This window comes from Pseudomonas arsenicoxydans (assembly GCF_900103875.1).
GTDB lineage: Bacteria > Pseudomonadota > Gammaproteobacteria > Pseudomonadales > Pseudomonadaceae > Aquipseudomonas > Aquipseudomonas arsenicoxydans.
In genome coordinates this window covers 2,352,838-2,369,564 of record NZ_LT629705.1, presented here as the reverse complement: position 1 = coordinate 2,369,564, position 16,727 = coordinate 2,352,838, and the positions used below count along the sequence as shown (strand labels likewise).

The window sequence follows — 16,727 nt, the reverse complement described above, 5'->3', positions numbered from 1 at the left end:
AAGAACTTCTTTACCCTCAGAGAAATACTACACACAGCTCTAACTAAAAAAGCACACAGATAATAACTAACCCAGCCTCCGTCAGACCGGTACTACTTAACTACCGGCACTCGTTTAATAATCAGCAGATTAACTTTACAATTAGTTCAATTACTCTAAAAAAGCAATCAACCCCTCATTCATTGCGCGTGGTCTTCAAGCGCCGTTCAAGGCGGACAGGAGGGCGACCGTTGGTCAAGAACGCTTGCCTAAGCCATAAGATATATCTTAAGTTGTATCTAAACACGACGAGAGAAGACGCAAAAATGAGAGACCATCATTCCCATCGAGACCACGGCGACGGCCGTGACGGCTTCGAAAAACGTCCTGGCCCCGGCCGCGAACGCGGCGGTCGTGGCCCGCGCGTATTTGCCCCTGGCGACCTGAAACTGCTGCTGCTGGCGTTGATCGCCGAGCAGCCTTGCCACGGCTATGACCTGATCCGCCAGATCGAAAGCATGTTCGACGGCGCCTACAGCCCCAGCCCCGGCGTGATCTACCCGACCCTGACCTTCCTTGAAGAAAGCGAAATGATCCTGGGCGATGCCGAGGGCGGCAAAAAACGCTACAGCATCACCGACGCCGGGCGTCTGTCGTTGACCGACCAGGCCATTGCGCTGGACGGCGTGCGGATGCGCATCGAGGTCAGCAAGCGCTCATTGCGCGGCCATGATCGTCCCGCCGAGATCCACGAGGCTGTGCATAACTTGCGTCACGCCTTGCAGATGCACCACGGCCGCTGGAGCCCGGAAGAAATCCTGCGGGTGCGCGACCTGCTCAACAACACCGCCAAAGCCATCGTCGACGGCCCTGCCGTTCAGGAGAAAGCTGAATGACTGAAGTGATCGTGCAATCCATTCACCGTGTCATGCATGAAATCAAACGCCGTCGCCTGCAAGTGTTGCGGGTGGTTGACCTGACGCCGCGGATGCGCCGGATTACGTTGGGCGGGCCGGAGCTGGCCGGCTTCGTCAGCCTCGGCACGGACGACCACGTCAAACTGCTGTTCCCGCAAAACGCGGCGGAACAAGCGGCGCTGGAAACTCTGGTGCTCGGTGCTGGCAAAGACAACGGCCCCCTGCCGGCAATGCGCGATTACACGCCACGTCGTTACGACCTCGACACGCTGGAACTGGACATCGACTTTGTGTTGCACGGTGACGGCCCTGCCTCGACCTGGGCCGAGCAGGCCCAACCTGGCCAGTTCCTGCACATCGGCGGGCCACGCGGCTCGATGATCGTGCCGGACATGTTTGACAGCTACTTGTTGATCGGCGATGAAACCGCCCTGCCCGCTATCGCCCGGCGTCTCGAAGGCCTGGCGGCCAATCGGCGTGCGTTGGTGGTCATCGAAGTGGAAAACGGCGCCGAACAGCAAAAACTCGAAAGCCCGGCTCAGGTCAACGTGATCTGGGTCCTGCGCGAGGGCGGCCGGAACAACCTGCTGAGCACCGTCAAGCAACTGCAAATTCCCGGCGGCAGCCTGTACGCCTGGGTGGCCACCGAGACCAAAGTATCGCGGCAGATCCGTCGGGTGCTGCTCGATGAGCACGGCCTGAACGAGCAATTCGTCAAAGCGGTCGGCTACTGGCGCGCGGATGACAGCGACGAGGAGTGATCGACTCCAGGGCGCCATCGCGAGCCTGCTCGCGATGGCGATGGATCAACCACTAACCTTTGCACGACGCCCAAGCCACCGATCCAACCCGATCACCAGCAATGAGATCAGCACAAACCCCGCCAGCAATCCTGCGGCATTCACAAACACCTGTGGATAACCCAGCTTGTCCACATCAATGAATGGATAGGGATAGACCGCCAACTCATGCCCACGCAGCAGTGAATAGGCGAAATACACCAGCGGGTAAATCACCCACCGGCCGATATGCCCTACCCGCAACGTGCCCTTGGGCACACAGCACCACCAATACGCCAGAAACAGCAGCGGCATGACGTCATGCATCAACTCATCGGCCAGAAACTGCCAGCCTTCGGGGTGCCACAGATGGCGCAGCAAAAGGCTGTACGCCAAGCCGACCACGGCAATGCTGACGGCAATCCCACTGCTCACCCATGGCTGCAAAAACCAGCGGCGCGCCGCCGATTCGCGGGACGTCCATTCGCAGGTCAGGACGGTCGCCACCAGCGTATTGGTCAGCACCGTGAAGTAACTGAAAAAACTCAACAGCCCGCCCAGCAAACTGGCTTCCAGACTCCAGCGTGAGTAGAGAATCAGGTAGAGCTGGATGCTCAAACCTGCCCACCCGAGCACCGCCGCCACCGCCACGACACGGCGCCTCGCGACAGCACCAGGCGCCAACAGCTTGAGCATGTTCAGACCGGACGCTTGGTGCGCATCAACTTCACGTACAAGCGCTCGACCTTCTCCCGCGCCCACGGGGTTTTACGCAGGAACGTCAGGCTCGACTTGATGCTCGGGTCGCTCTTGAAGCAGCGGATATCGATGCGCTCGGCCAGCCCCGACCATTCGTAATGTTCAACCAGGACGTTGAGGATTTGCTCCAGCGTCACGCCGTGCAGCGGGTTGTTGTTCTGTTCGGTCATGCCGGGCCTTCGAGCGATGTCAGGTTGGGAAGCCGCGCACCTTAGCCGAGGGCTTCGTTCGGGGGAAGCGATCTGTGCGTGGTCAGTTAAATGTAGGTGAAACGGAAAAGATCGCAGCCTCGTTTCACTCGACAGCTCCTACAGGTGAACGCATTCCAATGTAGGAGCTGTCGAGTAAAACGAGGCTGCGATCTTTCCATGGACTGTTACCAAATACGAAATAATTCATGTCACTAAAAGCGCTTTCTCTATTTGTAACGGGACATTATCCTTGCGCCCGTCCAGCTGAAACGCTTCCGCTGTCCCCGTTTACTCCTGCCGCGTTCAGTTCACTCCCTTAGAAAAAGACCCAGAACTTCTCCTTTATGCCTGATTTTCAAACTTCGCGAGACAGCGCTGTCCGCATCGCTGTTGCCAGCCGAAAAGCACTGAACCTGATGGGCGGTTTCACCGCGCTGGGCCTCGCCACCTGCTCCCAGGCCGCGCCAGCCTTTGATAGCCAATCACCCTGGATGCTCGGCGACTGGAATGGCACGCGCAGCGAACTTTCGGAAAAAGGCTACGACTTCAAAGTCGATTACACCGGCGAAATGGGCAGCAATCTGCACGGTGGTTACGACCATGACCGCACGGCGCGCTACAGCGATCAGTTCGGCCTCGGCACCCACCTGGACTTGCAGAAGATTCTGGGCTGGGATGCGGCTGAATTTCAGCTGACCGTCACCGAGCGCAACGGCAACAACATCAGCAATGACCGCATCAACGATCCGCGCGTCGGTGGTTTCACCTCGGCCCAGGAAGTCTGGGGCCGTGGGCAAACCTGGCGCCTGACGCAGATGTGGTATCAGCAGAAATTCTTCGATCAGAAGCTCGATATCAAGGTCGGCCGCTTTGGCGAAGGCGAGGACTTCAACAGCTTCCCTTGCGACTTCCAGAACCTGGCGTTCTGCGGCTCCCAGGTCGGCAACTGGGTCGGTGGCATCTGGTACAACTGGCCAGTCAGCCAGTGGGCGATGCGCGTCAAATATCACCTGACGCCAGAGCTGTATGCGCAAATCGGCGCGTATGAGCAGAACCCGTCGAACCTCGATCGCGGCAACGGCTTCAAACTCAGCGGCAGCGGCACCCAGGGCGCGATCCTGCCGGTGGAACTGGTGTGGTCGCCCAAGCTCAATGGTCTGCCGGGTGAATACCGCGCCGGTTATTACTACAGCAGCGCCAACGCCACCGATGTCTACAAGGACAGCAACGGCCAGCCTGCCGCGCTCAGTGGCGAGGCTTACCGCAGCGCGTCGAGCAAACACGGCGTGTGGCTCGGTGTGCAGCAGCAGATCACCAGCCGTGCCAGCGACAACTCGCGCGGCTTGAGCGTGTTCGCCAACGGCACGATGCACGACAAGAAGACCAACGCCATCGACAACTATGTCCAGGCCGGCGTCGTCTACAAAGGCTTGTTCGATGCACGCGCCAAAGACGACATCGGCTTCGCTCTGGCGCGGGTTCACGTCAACCCGGCCTATCGCAAGAACGCCGAGGCAACCAATCAGGCCCACGCAGTCTTCGACTACGACGACCCGTCGTTCCTGCCGCCGCAGGACACCGAATACAGCGCCGAACTCTATTACGGCGTGCACGTCACGAATTGGCTGACCGTGCGCCCCAATCTGCAATACATCCGCCACCCCGGTGGCGTGGACAAGGTCGATGACGCGTTGATTGGCGGGATAAAAATCCAGTCATCGTTCTAACCCACACCACAAGCATCAAGTTTCACTTTTATAACTGAACCATGCCCACGCCAGATCGTCATCTACAGTGAACTTGCGCGGGACTACTTAAAACGTCACGGAGAACCACACTATGAGCACTGATGGTGCTTTGAGTCGAAGCCGTCTGCTGCCGAGCCTGCTCGGCATCCTGCTTCTGCTAATGGGCCTGGCCATGCTGGCAGGCGGGATCAAGCTGAGCATGCTCGGCGGCTCGCTGTATTACTTGCTGGCCGGTATCGGCCTGACGCTGACCGGCGTGCTGCTGATCATGGCCCGCCGCGCTGCGCTGGGCCTCTACGCACTGGTGCTGTTCGCCAGTACGGTATGGGCCTTGTGGGAAGTCGGCCTCGACTGGTGGCAACTGGTGCCACGTCTGGCGATGTTGTTTGCGCTGGGCATCGTCATGTTGCTGCCGTGGTTCCGCCGTCCGCTGTTGATCACCGGCCCTGCGCCGATGGGCACTGGCGCGCTGAGCGTCGCCGTGGTGCTGGCAGGCGTTGCCGCACTGGCCAGCCAGTTCACCAACCCTGGTGAAATCAAAGGCCAACTGGACCGCGACAGCGTGCCGGGCATGACCAACACCGCCCCGGCCATGCCCGACGGTGACTGGAACTCCTACGGCCGCAGCGCCCATGGCGATCGTTACTCGCCACTGGCGCAGATCACTCCGCAAAACGTGAACAAACTGGTCCCGGCCTGGACCTTTCGCACTGGCGATCTGCCAGGGCCGAACGACCCGGGCGAAACCACTGCCGAAAACACCCCACTGAAAGTCAACGGCATGCTGTATGTCTGCACGCCGCACAGCAAGGTGATCGCGCTGGACCCGGACACCGGCAAAGAAATCTGGCGTTTCGATCCGAAGCTCTCCACGCAGAACGCGGCGAACTTCAAGGGTTGGGCGCACATGACCTGCCGTGGCGTGTCGTATCACGATGACGCCGCTTACGCCTCCGAGCAGAGCCCGACCGGCAGCGCCAGCGCTCCAGTCACCAGCGCCTGCCCACGCCGGATCTTCCTGCCGACTGCCGACACCCGTCTGATCGCCCTGAACGCCGACACCGGCAAGATGTGCGAAGACTTCGGCAACAACGGCCAGGTCGACCTGAGCGCCAACATCGGCGGCTTCAACGCCGGCGGCTACTACTCGACTTCGCCTCCAGCAGTCACCAAAGACCTGGTAGTGATTGGCGGCCACGTCACCGATAACGTCTCCACCGACGAGCCAAGCGGCGTGATCCGCGCGTTCGACGTGCACACCGGCAAACTGGTGTGGAACTGGGACAGCGGCAACCCGGACGACACCACGCCGATTGCCGAAGGCAAAACCTACACCCGTAACTCGCCGAACATGTGGTCCATGTTCGCCGTCGACGAAAAACTCGGCATGCTCTACCTGCCGATGGGCAACCAGACCCCCGACCAGTTCGGTGGCGCTCGCACTCCGGAATCGGAACTGCACGCTGCCGGCCTGACCGCCCTCGACATTGGCACCGGCAAAGTGCGCTGGCACTTCCAGTTCACGCACCACGACCTGTGGGACATGGACGTCGGTGGCCAGCCAACCCTGATGGACCTGAAAACCGCGGACGGTGTAAAACCGGCCGTGCTCGCGTCCACCAAGCAAGGCAGCATCTACGTGCTGGACCGCAGCACCGGTAAAGCGATCGTGCCGATCAACGAAGTGCCTGTTCCACAGGGCGCTGTCGAAGGTGACCACACCTCGCCGACCCAACCGAAATCCGACCTCAACCTGATGCCGCCGCCCCTCAAAGAGCGCGACATGTGGGGCGTGACGCCATTCGACCAACTGATCTGCCGGATCGACTTCAAATCCATGCGCTACGACGGCCCGTTCACGCCGCCATCGCTGCAAGGTTCGATCGTTTATCCAGGCAACTTCGGCGTGTTCGACTGGGGCGGCATCTCGGTTGATCCAGTGCGTCAGATCGCTTTCATGAACCCGGACTACATGGCGTTCAAATCGAAACTGATCCCGGCCGCCGAAATCGCAGCCCAAGGCCCGCGTAAAAGCGAAACCCAAGGCGTGCAGCCGAACAAAGGCGCGCCATACGGCGTCATCCTCGAACCCCTGCTCTCGCCTCTGGGCCTGCCATGCCAGGCACCGGCCTGGGGTTACGTGACAGCGGTCGACCTGACCACCACCAAAATCATCTGGAAACACAAAAACGGCACCGTGCGCGACAGCTCACCGGTCCCAATCCCGCTGAGCATGGGCGTACCTAGCCTGGGCGGCACCTTCACCACCGCCGGTGGCGTAGGCTTCCTGAGCGGCACCCTCGACCAGTACCTGCGCGCCTACGACATGAAAAACGGCAAGCAACTGTGGGAAGGCCGCCTGCCGGCTGGCGCGCAAACCACGCCAATGACCTACACCGGCAAAGACGGCAAGCAATACGTGCTCGTCGTGGCCGGCGGCCATGGTTCGCTGGGCACCAAGCAAGGTGACTACGTGATGGCGTACAAACTGTCCGAGTAAGTATTAGCGGCGGTTAAAGCGAAGGCGACTCCTGTGAGGGGGTCGCCTTTTTTTGTGGCCGCTGGATGCGCCAGCCATACGACTTCGATGTTGAATGTTAAACAGCCTTCGCGAGCAAGCCTGCTCTCACATTTGCTCGAGGTTGGCCTGAAAAAATCTGCGAACGTCCTACAGAAATGAATATTTCAGAGGACGATTCCGACATGTTCTGGCGGTTGTTGTGTCGGAAGCCGGAGGGATAGGCTTTGGGTGTCGCTGCAAAATCAGCGGCCGGGCGTCGCAGTCCGTTCAGTTCATTTGGTGCATAATCGCCGGCCCCAAACCACAGCGCTTCGGTGTTAGTCGGTTGCTTTATGGTGGCTGTGCGCGGGATACCTTCGGGTATGCCGGGTTTCCAAATGGCTCGGTCTGCGACCCCGCGTACAGCTGCCTCCTTCACATCGCGTCGCAGCGATAAGTGGCAGCCGAACCTTCATTTGGAGCTTCACCATGATCAAAGAAACACCCAATCCCCCGAAAGCCGACGACGTTTCCCCCTACGAATCCGCCGATTCCAAAAAATTCAACGACGCCGCCGAACGCGCGCTGGACCACTACCTCAACCCCGCCGCCCTCAAATCACCGGCTAACCGCAAACCAAGCACCCTGTTCCTGGTTGCGCCGGACATCAAAGACGAAGACCTGCTGGCCCACACCTGCGAGTCGTTGGCCCAGGCCAGTGTCATGGCAAGTGACTTCGCCGGCTATCTGGAAGGCCCGCACCGACACACGGCGATGGCGATTCAGCAGATAGTGATGCTGGCCGAGCTGGCGGTGAACCGAATGCTGGATAACGTTGAATTGCCAAAACCCGCAACACACCGCTAATCCCCCTGTGGGAGTCGGGCTTGCCCGCGATGGCGGCGTGTCAGTCGATATTAATGTGAATGACACACCGCCATCGTCGGAACGCCGCCCGGAGCAGGCTCGCTTCCACAATTAAGTTTTGTACATCTGCAACAGATTGGCCGGCTGGCAGGCCGCCTTCGCTGGCAAGCCAGCTCCCACAGGGTTCGGTGCATACCTGCATGAGATTGGTCGGCTGGCGGGGTGCCATCGCTGGCAGGCCAGCTCCCACAGTGGACCGGGTACACCTGAAAGAGACTGGTCGGCTGTCAGGCCGCCATCGCTGGCAGGCCAGCTCCCACAGTGGACCGGGTACACCAGAAAGAGACTGGTCGGCTGCCAGGGTGCCATCGCTGGCAGGCCAGCTCCCACAGTGGACCGGGTACACCAGAAAGAGACTGGTCGGCTGTCTGGGTGCCATCGCTGGCAGGCCAGCTCCCACAGTGGACCGGGTACACCTGAAAGAGACTGGTCGGCTGCCAGGCCGCCATCGCCGGCAGGCCAGCTCCCACAGTGGACCGGGTACACCTGCAAGAGACTGGTCGGCTGTCAGGCAGCCATCGCTGGCAGGCCAGCTCCCACAGTGGACCGGGTACACCTGAAAGAGACTGGTCGGCTGGCGGGGTGCCATCGCCGGCAGGCCAGCTCCCACAGTGGACCGGGTACACCTGAAAGAGACTGGTCGGCTGTCAGGCCGCCTTCGCTGGCAAGCCAGCTCCCACAATAGATCGGCGTACACGCTTCGCTCCTCACCACTCAATAGGCCGAGCGGTAGCTCGCCTGCAGCTTTTGATCTTGATCCACCCGCCCCTTCGGCAGGCTGAGTGGAGGCGTTCATCTGGGGGGCAGGCGCGTAGCGCCGTTCGACGAAGTCGAACACATCGAGAGGAGGTCGTCGCGAAGCAGACCGGAGGCGATGCCCCCAGATGAATGCCGGAACGAAGGAACACCGAGCCCCAGCGAGGGGCCGGACGCCGGGGCAAGACCTTTTGGTTCCTTTTGGGGCGTTTGCCAAAAGGGACTCGCCGTAAGGGCGAAACCGCCAGCCGCCATCACCGCAGCAACGGATATGCACCAGGCCAACAAGAACCTGATCGGCTACCAGGCCGTCAAGGCCAAGATCAAGGCCAAGATCAAAAGATCAAAAGATCAAAAGATCGCAGCCTCGTTGCACTCGACAGCTCCTACGGGGGAATCGGGTACATCCGGGAAAGCCAGGTCACACCAGCACCTGTCCAAACCCTGAACACACCCAGAAATATCCCCTGCCATTGAAACCACAGCCAACCCGCCCCATCTAAGACCCATACCCCATTGCGCAGGTGCCCCATGAGCGACCAGCAAGAATTCCCCGAAGACCCGAGCGAATACGCCGACCCAGAAAACGCCGAACACCCCGCCACCAGCAAAGGCCTAGCCCTGCCCGGCCAAAACCTGCCGGACAAGGTCTACATCATCCCGATCCACAACCGCCCATTCTTCCCGGCCCAAGTCCTGCCAGTCATCGTCAACGAAGAACCCTGGGCCGAAACCCTCGACCTCGTCAGCAAATCCGACCACCACTCCCTGGCCCTGTTCTACATGGACACCCCCCAGGAAGACCCACGCCATTTCGACACCTCGGCCCTGCCGCTCTACGGCACCCTGGTCAAGGTCCACCACGCCAGCCGCGAAAACGGCAAACTGCAATTCGTCGCCCAAGGCCTGACCCGCGTACGCATCCGCACCTGGCTCAAACACCATCGCCCGCCGTACCTAGTCGAAGTCGAATACCCGCACCAGCCCACCGAGCCGACCGACGAGGTCAAGGCCTACGGCATGGCGCTGATCAATGCGATCAAGGAACTGCTGCCGCTCAACCCGCTGTACAGCGAAGAACTGAAAAACTACCTCAACCGCTTCAGCCCCAACGATCCCTCGCCGCTGACCGACTTCGCCGCAGCACTGACCTCGGCCACCGGCAGCGAACTGCAAGAAGTGCTCGACTGCGTGCCAATGCTCAAGCGCATGGAAAAAGTCCTGCCGATGCTGCGCAAGGAAGTCGAAGTCGCACGCCTGCAGAAAGAGATCTCAGCCGAAGTTAACCGCAAGATCGGCGAACATCAGCGCGAATTCTTCCTCAAGGAACAACTCAAGGTCATCCAGCAAGAGCTGGGCCTGACCAAGGACGACCGCAGCGCCGACATCGAACAGTTCGAGCAACGCCTGGAAGGCAAAGTATTGCCAAACCAGGCGCAAAAACGCATCGAAGAGGAAATGAACAAACTGTCGATCCTCGAGACCGGCTCCCCGGAATACGCGGTCACCCGCAACTACCTCGACTGGGCGACCTCGGTGCCGTGGGGCGTGTACGGCGAGGACAAACTCGACCTCAAGCACGCGCGCAAAGTGCTGGATAAACACCACGCCGGCCTCGACGACATCAAGGACCGCATCCTCGAATTCCTCGCGGTCGGCGCCTACAAGGGCGAGATCAGCGGTTCCATCGTGCTGCTGGTCGGCCCGCCGGGCGTGGGTAAAACCAGCGTCGGCAAATCCATCGCCGAATCCCTCGGCCGACCGTTCTATCGCTTCAGCCTCGGCGGTATGCGTGACGAAGCCGAGATCAAGGGCCACCGCCGCACCTACATCGGCGCGCAGCCGGGCAAACTCGTCCACGCGTTGAAAGACGTCGAAGTGATGAACCCGGTGATCATGCTCGACGAAATCGACAAGATGGGCCAAAGCTACCAAGGCGACCCAGCCTCGGCGTTGCTGGAAACCCTCGACCCGGAACAGAACGTCGAATTCCTCGACCACTACCTGGACTTGCGTCTGGACCTGTCGAAAGTGCTGTTCATCTGCACGGCCAACACCCTGGACTCGATTCCCGGCCCGTTGCTCGACCGGATGGAAGTGATTCGCCTATCGGGTTACATCACCGAAGAAAAAATCGCCATCGCCAAGCGCCACTTGTGGCCCAAGCAGCTGGAAAAGGCCGGCGTGTCCAAAGGCAGCCTGAGCATCAGCGACAGCGCGTTGAAAGCCTTGATCGACGGCTACGCCCGTGAAGCCGGGGTGCGTCAGTTGGAAAAACAACTGGGCAAACTGGTGCGCAAGGCCGTGGTCAAACTGATCGATGAACCGAACGCGGTGATCAAACTTGGGCCGAAAGACCTCGAAGCCTCACTGGGCCATCCAGTGTTCCGCAACGAGCAAGTGTTGTCCGGCATCGGTGTCATCACCGGCCTGGCCTGGACCAGCATGGGCGGCGCGACCCTGCCGATTGAAGCCACGCGAATCCACACCTTGAACCGAGGCTTCAAACTCACCGGGCAACTGGGCGATGTGATGAAAGAGTCGGCAGAAATCGCCTACAGCTACGTCAGCTCGAACCTGAAGTCATTTGGCGGCGATCCGAAGTTCTTCGACGAAGCCTTCGTCCACCTGCACGTTCCGGAAGGTGCCACCCCGAAAGACGGCCCAAGCGCCGGCGTGACCATGGCCAGCGCCCTGCTCTCACTCGCTCGCAACCAGCCGCCGAAAAAAGGCGTGGCCATGACCGGTGAACTGACGCTGACCGGGCATGTACTGCCGATTGGCGGGGTGCGTGAGAAGGTCATTGCGGCGCGCCGGCAGAAGATTTTTGAGCTGATCCTGCCGGAGCCGAACCGTGGCAGCTTTGAAGAATTGCCGGACTATCTGAAGGAAGGGATCACCGTGCACTTCGCCAAACGCTTTGCCGATGTGGCGAAGATTTTGTTCTGACAGAAATGTAGCGACTGTACCGACGCTATCGCGGGCAAGTCCGCTCCCACAGGTTCATCACTATCCCTGTGGGAGCGGGCTTGCCCGCGATGACGTCGGCACTGACAACACAAATCCCCCAGCCAGCCCTACGGTATGGCTGTCACACTTTGCCTCATCTTCAGTTATGCTCGCCGTTCGTCGTGAACGCCGGAGCCGCTGCCCCCATGTCCCCTACTCGCCTGTTCGTCCCCCTCGCCCTTTCTCTGTTGGCGGCTTGCGCCACGCAACCGAAACAGAACGTGACCGTGGAAAAACAAAGCGAATGCCCCGTGCAACTGCGCAACGGGCAAAACCTGATCGTGACCCTGCCCAGCAACCCGACCACCGGTTATCGCTGGGCGATTCAAGACTCGGCCGGCGGCGTGCTGCATGCACTCAGCCCCGAGGTTTACAGCAATCCCGAAGACGCCGGGATTGTCGGCAGTGCCGGCATTTCGACCTGGCGCTTTCAGGCGTTCGCCGCCGGCAACGGTCGTCTGCGCCTGACCTCCCAACAGCCTTGGGCACCAGAAGTGCTGCCGGTGGAAACCTTCGACTGCGCGATCTCGGTTAACTGATCATGGGTTGGCTGATCCTCGCGCTGATGGGTGCGGTGACGTTCCTCTATGGGCTGAGCGTACACGCCACGTTGTTATGCCTGCTGGTCAAGCCGCTGCCGGTGCTGGCCCTGCTCGGCTGGCTGCACGATGCACCGCCCAGCGACTATCGGCGCTGGATCAGCCTTGGACTGATTTTCTCCTTACTCGGTGATGTGTTGCTGGCGTGGCCGGGGGATTTGTTTGTGTTTGGCCTCGGTGCGTTTTTGGTCGCGCATCTGGCGTATCTGAAAGCTTATTTGAGCGATTGCCGGCGGTTGGCGTTGTTGCCATTGGTGATGGCTTTGGCAGTTGGCGCGGTGCTGCTGGGGATCCTGATTTCCCACGGGCTGGGCCCGTTGCTGATTCCGGTGATCGTTTACGGTTTGGCCATCAGCGCGATGCTCTGGCGCGCGCTGGCTCGCTTGGGCAGCGATGTGCCTCAACGCTCGGCCCTGCTGGCGGCGGCCGGTGCGGTGGCGTTTGTGTTCTCCGACAGCGTCATTGGTATTAGCCGATTTGTCGTGCCGTTCGAGGCGGCGCCCTACGTGATTATCCTCAGTTACTGGGTGGGGCAATGGGGTATTACGGCGTCGGCGTTCGGCCTGAAACCTCGCTGAGTTCATCGCGGGCAAGCCCGCTCCCACAAGTACAGCGCAATCCTGTGGGAGCGGGCTTGCCCGCGATAACGGTCTCCCTGAAAACATAGAGTCCGGATCTGCCCGGCGCTTTATCAGACAACCCGCGCATCCCCTCGTCAATTTGGCTAAAATGCCGGCCTTTTCAACCGAAGCTGCTGGAACCGCCGTGAGCAAAGAACCCGATCGCCTTTTCGCCCAGCCTCTGGCCCAGGTGCCCGACTTCGCCTTTAACGAGGACGTGGTGCGGGTGTTCCCGGACATGATCAAGCGCTCGGTGCCGGGTTATCCGACCATCGTTGAAAACCTCGGCGTGCTCGCTGCGCAATTTGCCCAACCCAACAGCGTGCTCTACGACCTCGGCTCGTCATTGGGGGCCGTGACTCAAGCATTGCGTCGCCACGTGCGCACCGATGGTTGCCGAGTTATTGCTGTGGATAACTCCGCAGCGATGGTCGAGCGTTGCCGCGAATACCTCAACGGTCAGGACTCGATGTTCCAGGAGTTGCTGCCGGTGGAAGTGATCGAAGGCGACATCCTCGCCCTTGAGTTCCAGCCCGCTTCGGTGGTGGCGCTGAATTTCACCCTGCAATTCATCGCCCCGGACCAGCGCACCGCCCTGCTCTCGCGCATCCGCCAATCGCTGCTGCCCGGCGGCGCGCTGATTCTGTCGGAGAAACTGCGCTTCAACGATCCTGAAGAACATGCGCTGCTCACCGATCTGCACGTCGCGTTCAAGCGCGCCAACGGCTACAGCGAACTGGAAATCGCCCAGAAACGCAGCGCCATCGAAAACGTCATGAAGCCCGACAGTCTCGAAGAACACCGCGAACGCCTGATGGCGGCCGGGTTCTCGAAAGTCGTGCCGTGGTTCCAGTGTCTTAACTTTGCCTCGTTGATTGCCTTGCCATGATTGATCTGTCCCCTCTCGCCCGCCGTCTGTCTGGCACCCCGCTGGCCGAATGGGCCAACACCCTGCAAGCGCAACTCGACAAGAAAATGGAGAAGGGTCACGGCGACCTGGAACGTTGGCAAAGTGCGCTGGACGCCTTGCCAAAGATCCAGCCGAGTGAAGTCGACCTGCTCAATGGCCTGACGCTGGACACCGATTGCGATGACGAAACCCGTGCGCAAATGCGCACGGCGCTGATGGGGCTGTCGCCGTGGCGCAAAGGGCCGTTCGACCTGTTTGGCGTGCACGTCGACACCGAATGGCGCTCGGACTGGAAGTGGTCGCGGGTCGCGCCGCATCTGGACCTCAAGGGCAAACGCATCCTCGATGTCGGCTGCGGCAATGGCTACTACATGTGGCGCATGCTCGGCGCCGGGGCCGACAGCGTGATTGGTGTCGATCCGAACTGGCTGTTCTTCTGCCAGTTCCAGGCCGTGCAACGTTATCTGTCCGAGCCCAACGCCTGGCACCTGCCATTCCCGTTCGAAGACCTGCCGCCGAACATGGAAGGCTTCGACACCGTGTTTTCCATGGGCGTGTTCTATCACCGTCGCTCGCCGATCGAGCACTTGCTGGCGCTGAAAGATTGCCTGGTCAAGGGCGGTGAGCTGGTCCTGGAAACGCTGGTGATCGAAGGTGATCAGCAACAGGTGTTGGTGCCGGAAGACCGTTATGCGCAGATGCGTAATGTGTGGTTCCTGCCGTCGGTGCCAGCGCTGGAGTTATGGTTGCGCCGTGCCGGGTTTACCGATGTTCGCTGTGTCGACGTGAGCGTGACCACGGTCGAGGAGCAACGCGGGACGGAGTGGATGAAGTATCAGTCGTTGAGTGACTTCCTTGATCCCGAGGATCACAGCAAGACCATTGAAGGACTGCCGGCGCCGATGCGTGCCGTCATCGTCGCCCGCAAATAGAACCTCAATCTCCAACCCAATGGAGATCCCCTGTGGGAGCGAGCCTGCTCGCGATAGCAGTGTGCCAGTCACTAGTTATGTCGACTGACACACCGCTATCGCGAGCAGGCTCGCCCCACATTGGTTTTGGGGTTCAGTCTGCTGGTTTCGCGCGCCGAGCCTTGAAGAACTCGCTCAACACCGCCCCACACTCCTCAGCCAACACCCCGCCTTCATAGAGCACTCGGTGATTCAAAAATCCCTGGGTAAAAAACTGCCCCTGACTCTGCACAATCCCGGCTTTCGGTTCCAGGGCGCCATACACCACCCGCGCAATCCGTGAATGCACGATCAGCCCGGCGCACATGCTGCACGGCTCAAGCGTTACATAGAGCGTGCTGCCCGGCAGGCGATAGTTGCTGGCCGCCAACGCCGCAGCACGGATCGCGACCATCTCGGCATGGGCACTCGGGTCGTGGCGGCTGATCGGACAATTGAAGCCGCGTCCGATGATTTCACCGTCCTGCACCAGCACCGCGCCGACCGGTACTTCGCCAAGGGTTGCACCCTGAGCCGCGAGGGACAGGGCTTCGCGCATGAAGTCACGGTCGCGACTGCGGTCAATGATTGCGGCGGGACGAATCTGACGCATCAGGCCACCTCGATCGCGGCCATCAGGCCGGTTTCCATGTGGTCGATCACATGGCAATGGAACATCCACACCCCCGGGTTATCCGCCACCAAGGCCACTTGCGCACGCTCGTTCTTGCCCAGCAAGTAAGTGTCGGTGAAATACGGAATGACCTTGTGCCTATTCGAGGCGATGACTTTGAAGCTCATGCCATGCAGGTGAATCGGGTGCTGATATTGAGTCATGTTCTTCAATTCGAAAATGTAGCTCTTGCCCTTCTCGAGCTTGGCAATCGGGCGGTCGGCGCAGGTCTTGTCGGTGATGTCCCAGGCCTTGCCGTTAATCTGCCACAAGCTGGGTGGCTTGCCGTTGTCGACGTTCACCGAGACCGAGCCCACCCATTCGAAATTGAAGTTGAGTTTCTCGGCATTGGCCAGGTCCGGCTCGGCCACCGGGTTGGCGGGCAGCGCGGGCGGCCACACGGTGGGAGCATCGGTGTTCGCCACCGAACGAAACGTGCCCAGGCGAACCGGGCCGTTGCGCAGGGACAACTCCTCACCGGCCGGCGGCGCCTTGATCGCCAGACAAATCCGCATGCCCGGGCCCAGCCAGTATTCCTTGCCCAACGGGCGCGGTTCGATCGGGTTGCCGTCCAGCGCGTAGATCTGCGCTTCGACGCCGGGAATGTTGAGGCGATACGTCAGCGTGTTATCGAGGTTGAGCAAACGCACGCGGGTGATTTGCCCGGCGGGCAACTCGATCACCGCTTGCGACTCACCGTTGATGGTCGACAGGCGCCCGGCGGTGCCACCACGGGCGGCTTCGCGAGGAACGCTGAAGGCCACGAAAGCGCCCTCTTCATCGACGTGCCAGCTCTTGAGACTCAGGGTTTTCTCGTACTTGAAACCGGTGGGCTCGCGCTCTTCGATGATCAGCGGGCCGACCAGGCCGCGGCCAAGCTCTTCGCTGCTGTTCACGTGCGGGTGATACCAGTAGCTGCCAGCGTCGGGCACGCGGAATTTGTAGTCGAAGTATTCGCCCGGGAGCACCGGCAATTGCGAAACGTACGGCACGCCGTCCATTTCCAGCGGCAGGCGGATGCCATGCCAGTGGATGGTGGTCGCCACCGGCAGGTGGTTGATGAACCGCACCCGCAGCCATTCGCCCTGACGCACGCGCAACTCGGTGCCAGGCGCCGACGGACCGAACGCCCAGGCTTGAGTCTTGTGCCCGGCGACCAACTCGACGTCCAGCGGCGCGGCGATCAGCTCATAGTCATGGCCGGCGTCAGCGTCGGCCATCTTGCCCAACCAGTAGCGCGACGCGCCACCGGCTCCCACGCCAACCACCACAAGACCGGCCAGACCACCGAGTATTTGTCGACGGGTAAAGGACATGAACTCAACTACCTCACGTATCAGCGACAGGCCCGAGGGCCTGCAAAAGGCGAATACGATACACCTGCGGATGAGAAACAGTAAGGGCTGCGCG

Annotated in this window: 14 protein-coding genes; 10 read left to right on the top strand and 4 right to left on the bottom strand. The window is 60.6% G+C overall.

Annotated features, from left to right (window positions below; translation table 11 throughout):
- The first annotated feature begins 305 nt into the window (after positions 1 to 305).
- Together BLQ41_RS10970 and BLQ41_RS10965 are read left to right on the top strand one after the other, a co-directional pair.
- Positions 306 to 875, top strand: a complete 570-nt coding sequence (locus tag BLQ41_RS10970) for a PadR family transcriptional regulator (RefSeq protein ID WP_090180564.1) — start codon at positions 306 to 308, stop codon at positions 873 to 875.
- Positions 872 to 1,657: a siderophore-interacting protein gene (locus BLQ41_RS10965; protein ID WP_090180561.1), complete on the top strand. Its 786-nt coding sequence runs from the start codon at positions 872 to 874 to the stop codon at positions 1,655 to 1,657. Before BLQ41_RS10970 ends, BLQ41_RS10965 begins: the two co-directional genes overlap by 4 nt.
- 45 nt (positions 1,658 to 1,702) lie before the next feature.
- Here BLQ41_RS10965 and BLQ41_RS10960 read toward each other — a convergent pair whose 3' ends face one another.
- Together BLQ41_RS10960 and BLQ41_RS10955 are read right to left on the bottom strand one after the other, a co-directional pair.
- A complete protein-coding gene (locus tag BLQ41_RS10960) occupies positions 1,703 to 2,371 on the bottom strand; it encodes a Pr6Pr family membrane protein (RefSeq protein ID WP_090180558.1) in 669 nt (222 codons plus the stop codon).
- 2 nt (positions 2,372 to 2,373) lie between these two features.
- Positions 2,374 to 2,604 (bottom strand): VF530 family protein, encoded by a 231-nt coding sequence (locus BLQ41_RS10955; RefSeq protein WP_046026590.1) that lies wholly within the window; start codon positions 2,602 to 2,604, stop codon positions 2,374 to 2,376.
- A 365-nt stretch (positions 2,605 to 2,969) separates the two neighbouring features.
- Here BLQ41_RS10955 and BLQ41_RS10950 point away from each other — a divergent pair, with 365 nt between their 5' ends.
- From BLQ41_RS10950 to cmoB, 8 genes are all read left to right on the top strand, one after another.
- Complete coding sequence (locus BLQ41_RS10950; RefSeq protein WP_090180555.1) at positions 2,970 to 4,352, top strand: carbohydrate porin; 1,383 nt, start codon at positions 2,970 to 2,972, stop codon at positions 4,350 to 4,352.
- Between the two features lie 112 nt (positions 4,353 to 4,464).
- Entirely contained in the window at positions 4,465 to 6,873 is a 2,409-nt protein-coding gene (locus BLQ41_RS10945) for a glucose/quinate/shikimate family membrane-bound PQQ-dependent dehydrogenase (RefSeq protein WP_090180552.1), read from the top strand.
- A gap of 489 nt (positions 6,874 to 7,362) precedes the next feature.
- Positions 7,363 to 7,740, top strand: a complete 378-nt coding sequence (locus tag BLQ41_RS10940; RefSeq protein ID WP_090180550.1) for a DUF6124 family protein — start codon at positions 7,363 to 7,365, stop codon at positions 7,738 to 7,740.
- A 1,347-nt stretch (positions 7,741 to 9,087) separates the two neighbouring features.
- Positions 9,088 to 11,505: an endopeptidase La gene (lon, locus tag BLQ41_RS10930; RefSeq protein ID WP_090180547.1), complete on the top strand. Its 2,418-nt coding sequence runs from the start codon at positions 9,088 to 9,090 to the stop codon at positions 11,503 to 11,505.
- A 206-nt stretch (positions 11,506 to 11,711) separates the two neighbouring features.
- A complete protein-coding gene (locus tag BLQ41_RS10925) occupies positions 11,712 to 12,104 on the top strand; it encodes a protease inhibitor I42 family protein (RefSeq protein WP_090180543.1) in 393 nt (130 codons plus the stop codon).
- A 2-nt stretch (positions 12,105 to 12,106) separates the two neighbouring features.
- A complete protein-coding gene (locus BLQ41_RS10920; RefSeq protein WP_090180542.1) occupies positions 12,107 to 12,742 on the top strand; it encodes a lysoplasmalogenase in 636 nt (211 codons plus the stop codon).
- Positions 12,743 to 12,893: 151 nt separating this feature from the next.
- On the top strand, positions 12,894 to 13,673 hold the full coding sequence (gene cmoA, locus BLQ41_RS10915; RefSeq protein WP_197678923.1) for a carboxy-S-adenosyl-L-methionine synthase CmoA: 780 nt from the start codon (positions 12,894 to 12,896) through the stop codon (positions 13,671 to 13,673).
- Positions 13,670 to 14,626, top strand: coding sequence for a tRNA 5-methoxyuridine(34)/uridine 5-oxyacetic acid(34) synthase CmoB (gene cmoB / locus BLQ41_RS10910; protein WP_090180535.1), 957 nt, complete (start codon positions 13,670 to 13,672; stop codon positions 14,624 to 14,626). Before cmoA ends, cmoB begins: the two co-directional genes overlap by 4 nt.
- A gap of 133 nt (positions 14,627 to 14,759) precedes the next feature.
- Here the strand turns inward: cmoB and tadA are convergent, their stop codons facing one another.
- Together tadA and BLQ41_RS10900 are read right to left on the bottom strand one after the other, a co-directional pair.
- Complete coding sequence (gene tadA / locus BLQ41_RS10905; protein ID WP_090180532.1) at positions 14,760 to 15,257, bottom strand: tRNA adenosine(34) deaminase TadA; 498 nt, start codon at positions 15,255 to 15,257, stop codon at positions 14,760 to 14,762.
- A complete protein-coding gene (locus tag BLQ41_RS10900; RefSeq protein WP_090180529.1) occupies positions 15,257 to 16,633 on the bottom strand; it encodes a multicopper oxidase family protein in 1,377 nt (458 codons plus the stop codon). Before BLQ41_RS10900 ends, tadA begins: the two co-directional genes overlap by 1 nt.
- Positions 16,634 to 16,727 lie beyond the last annotated feature (94 nt).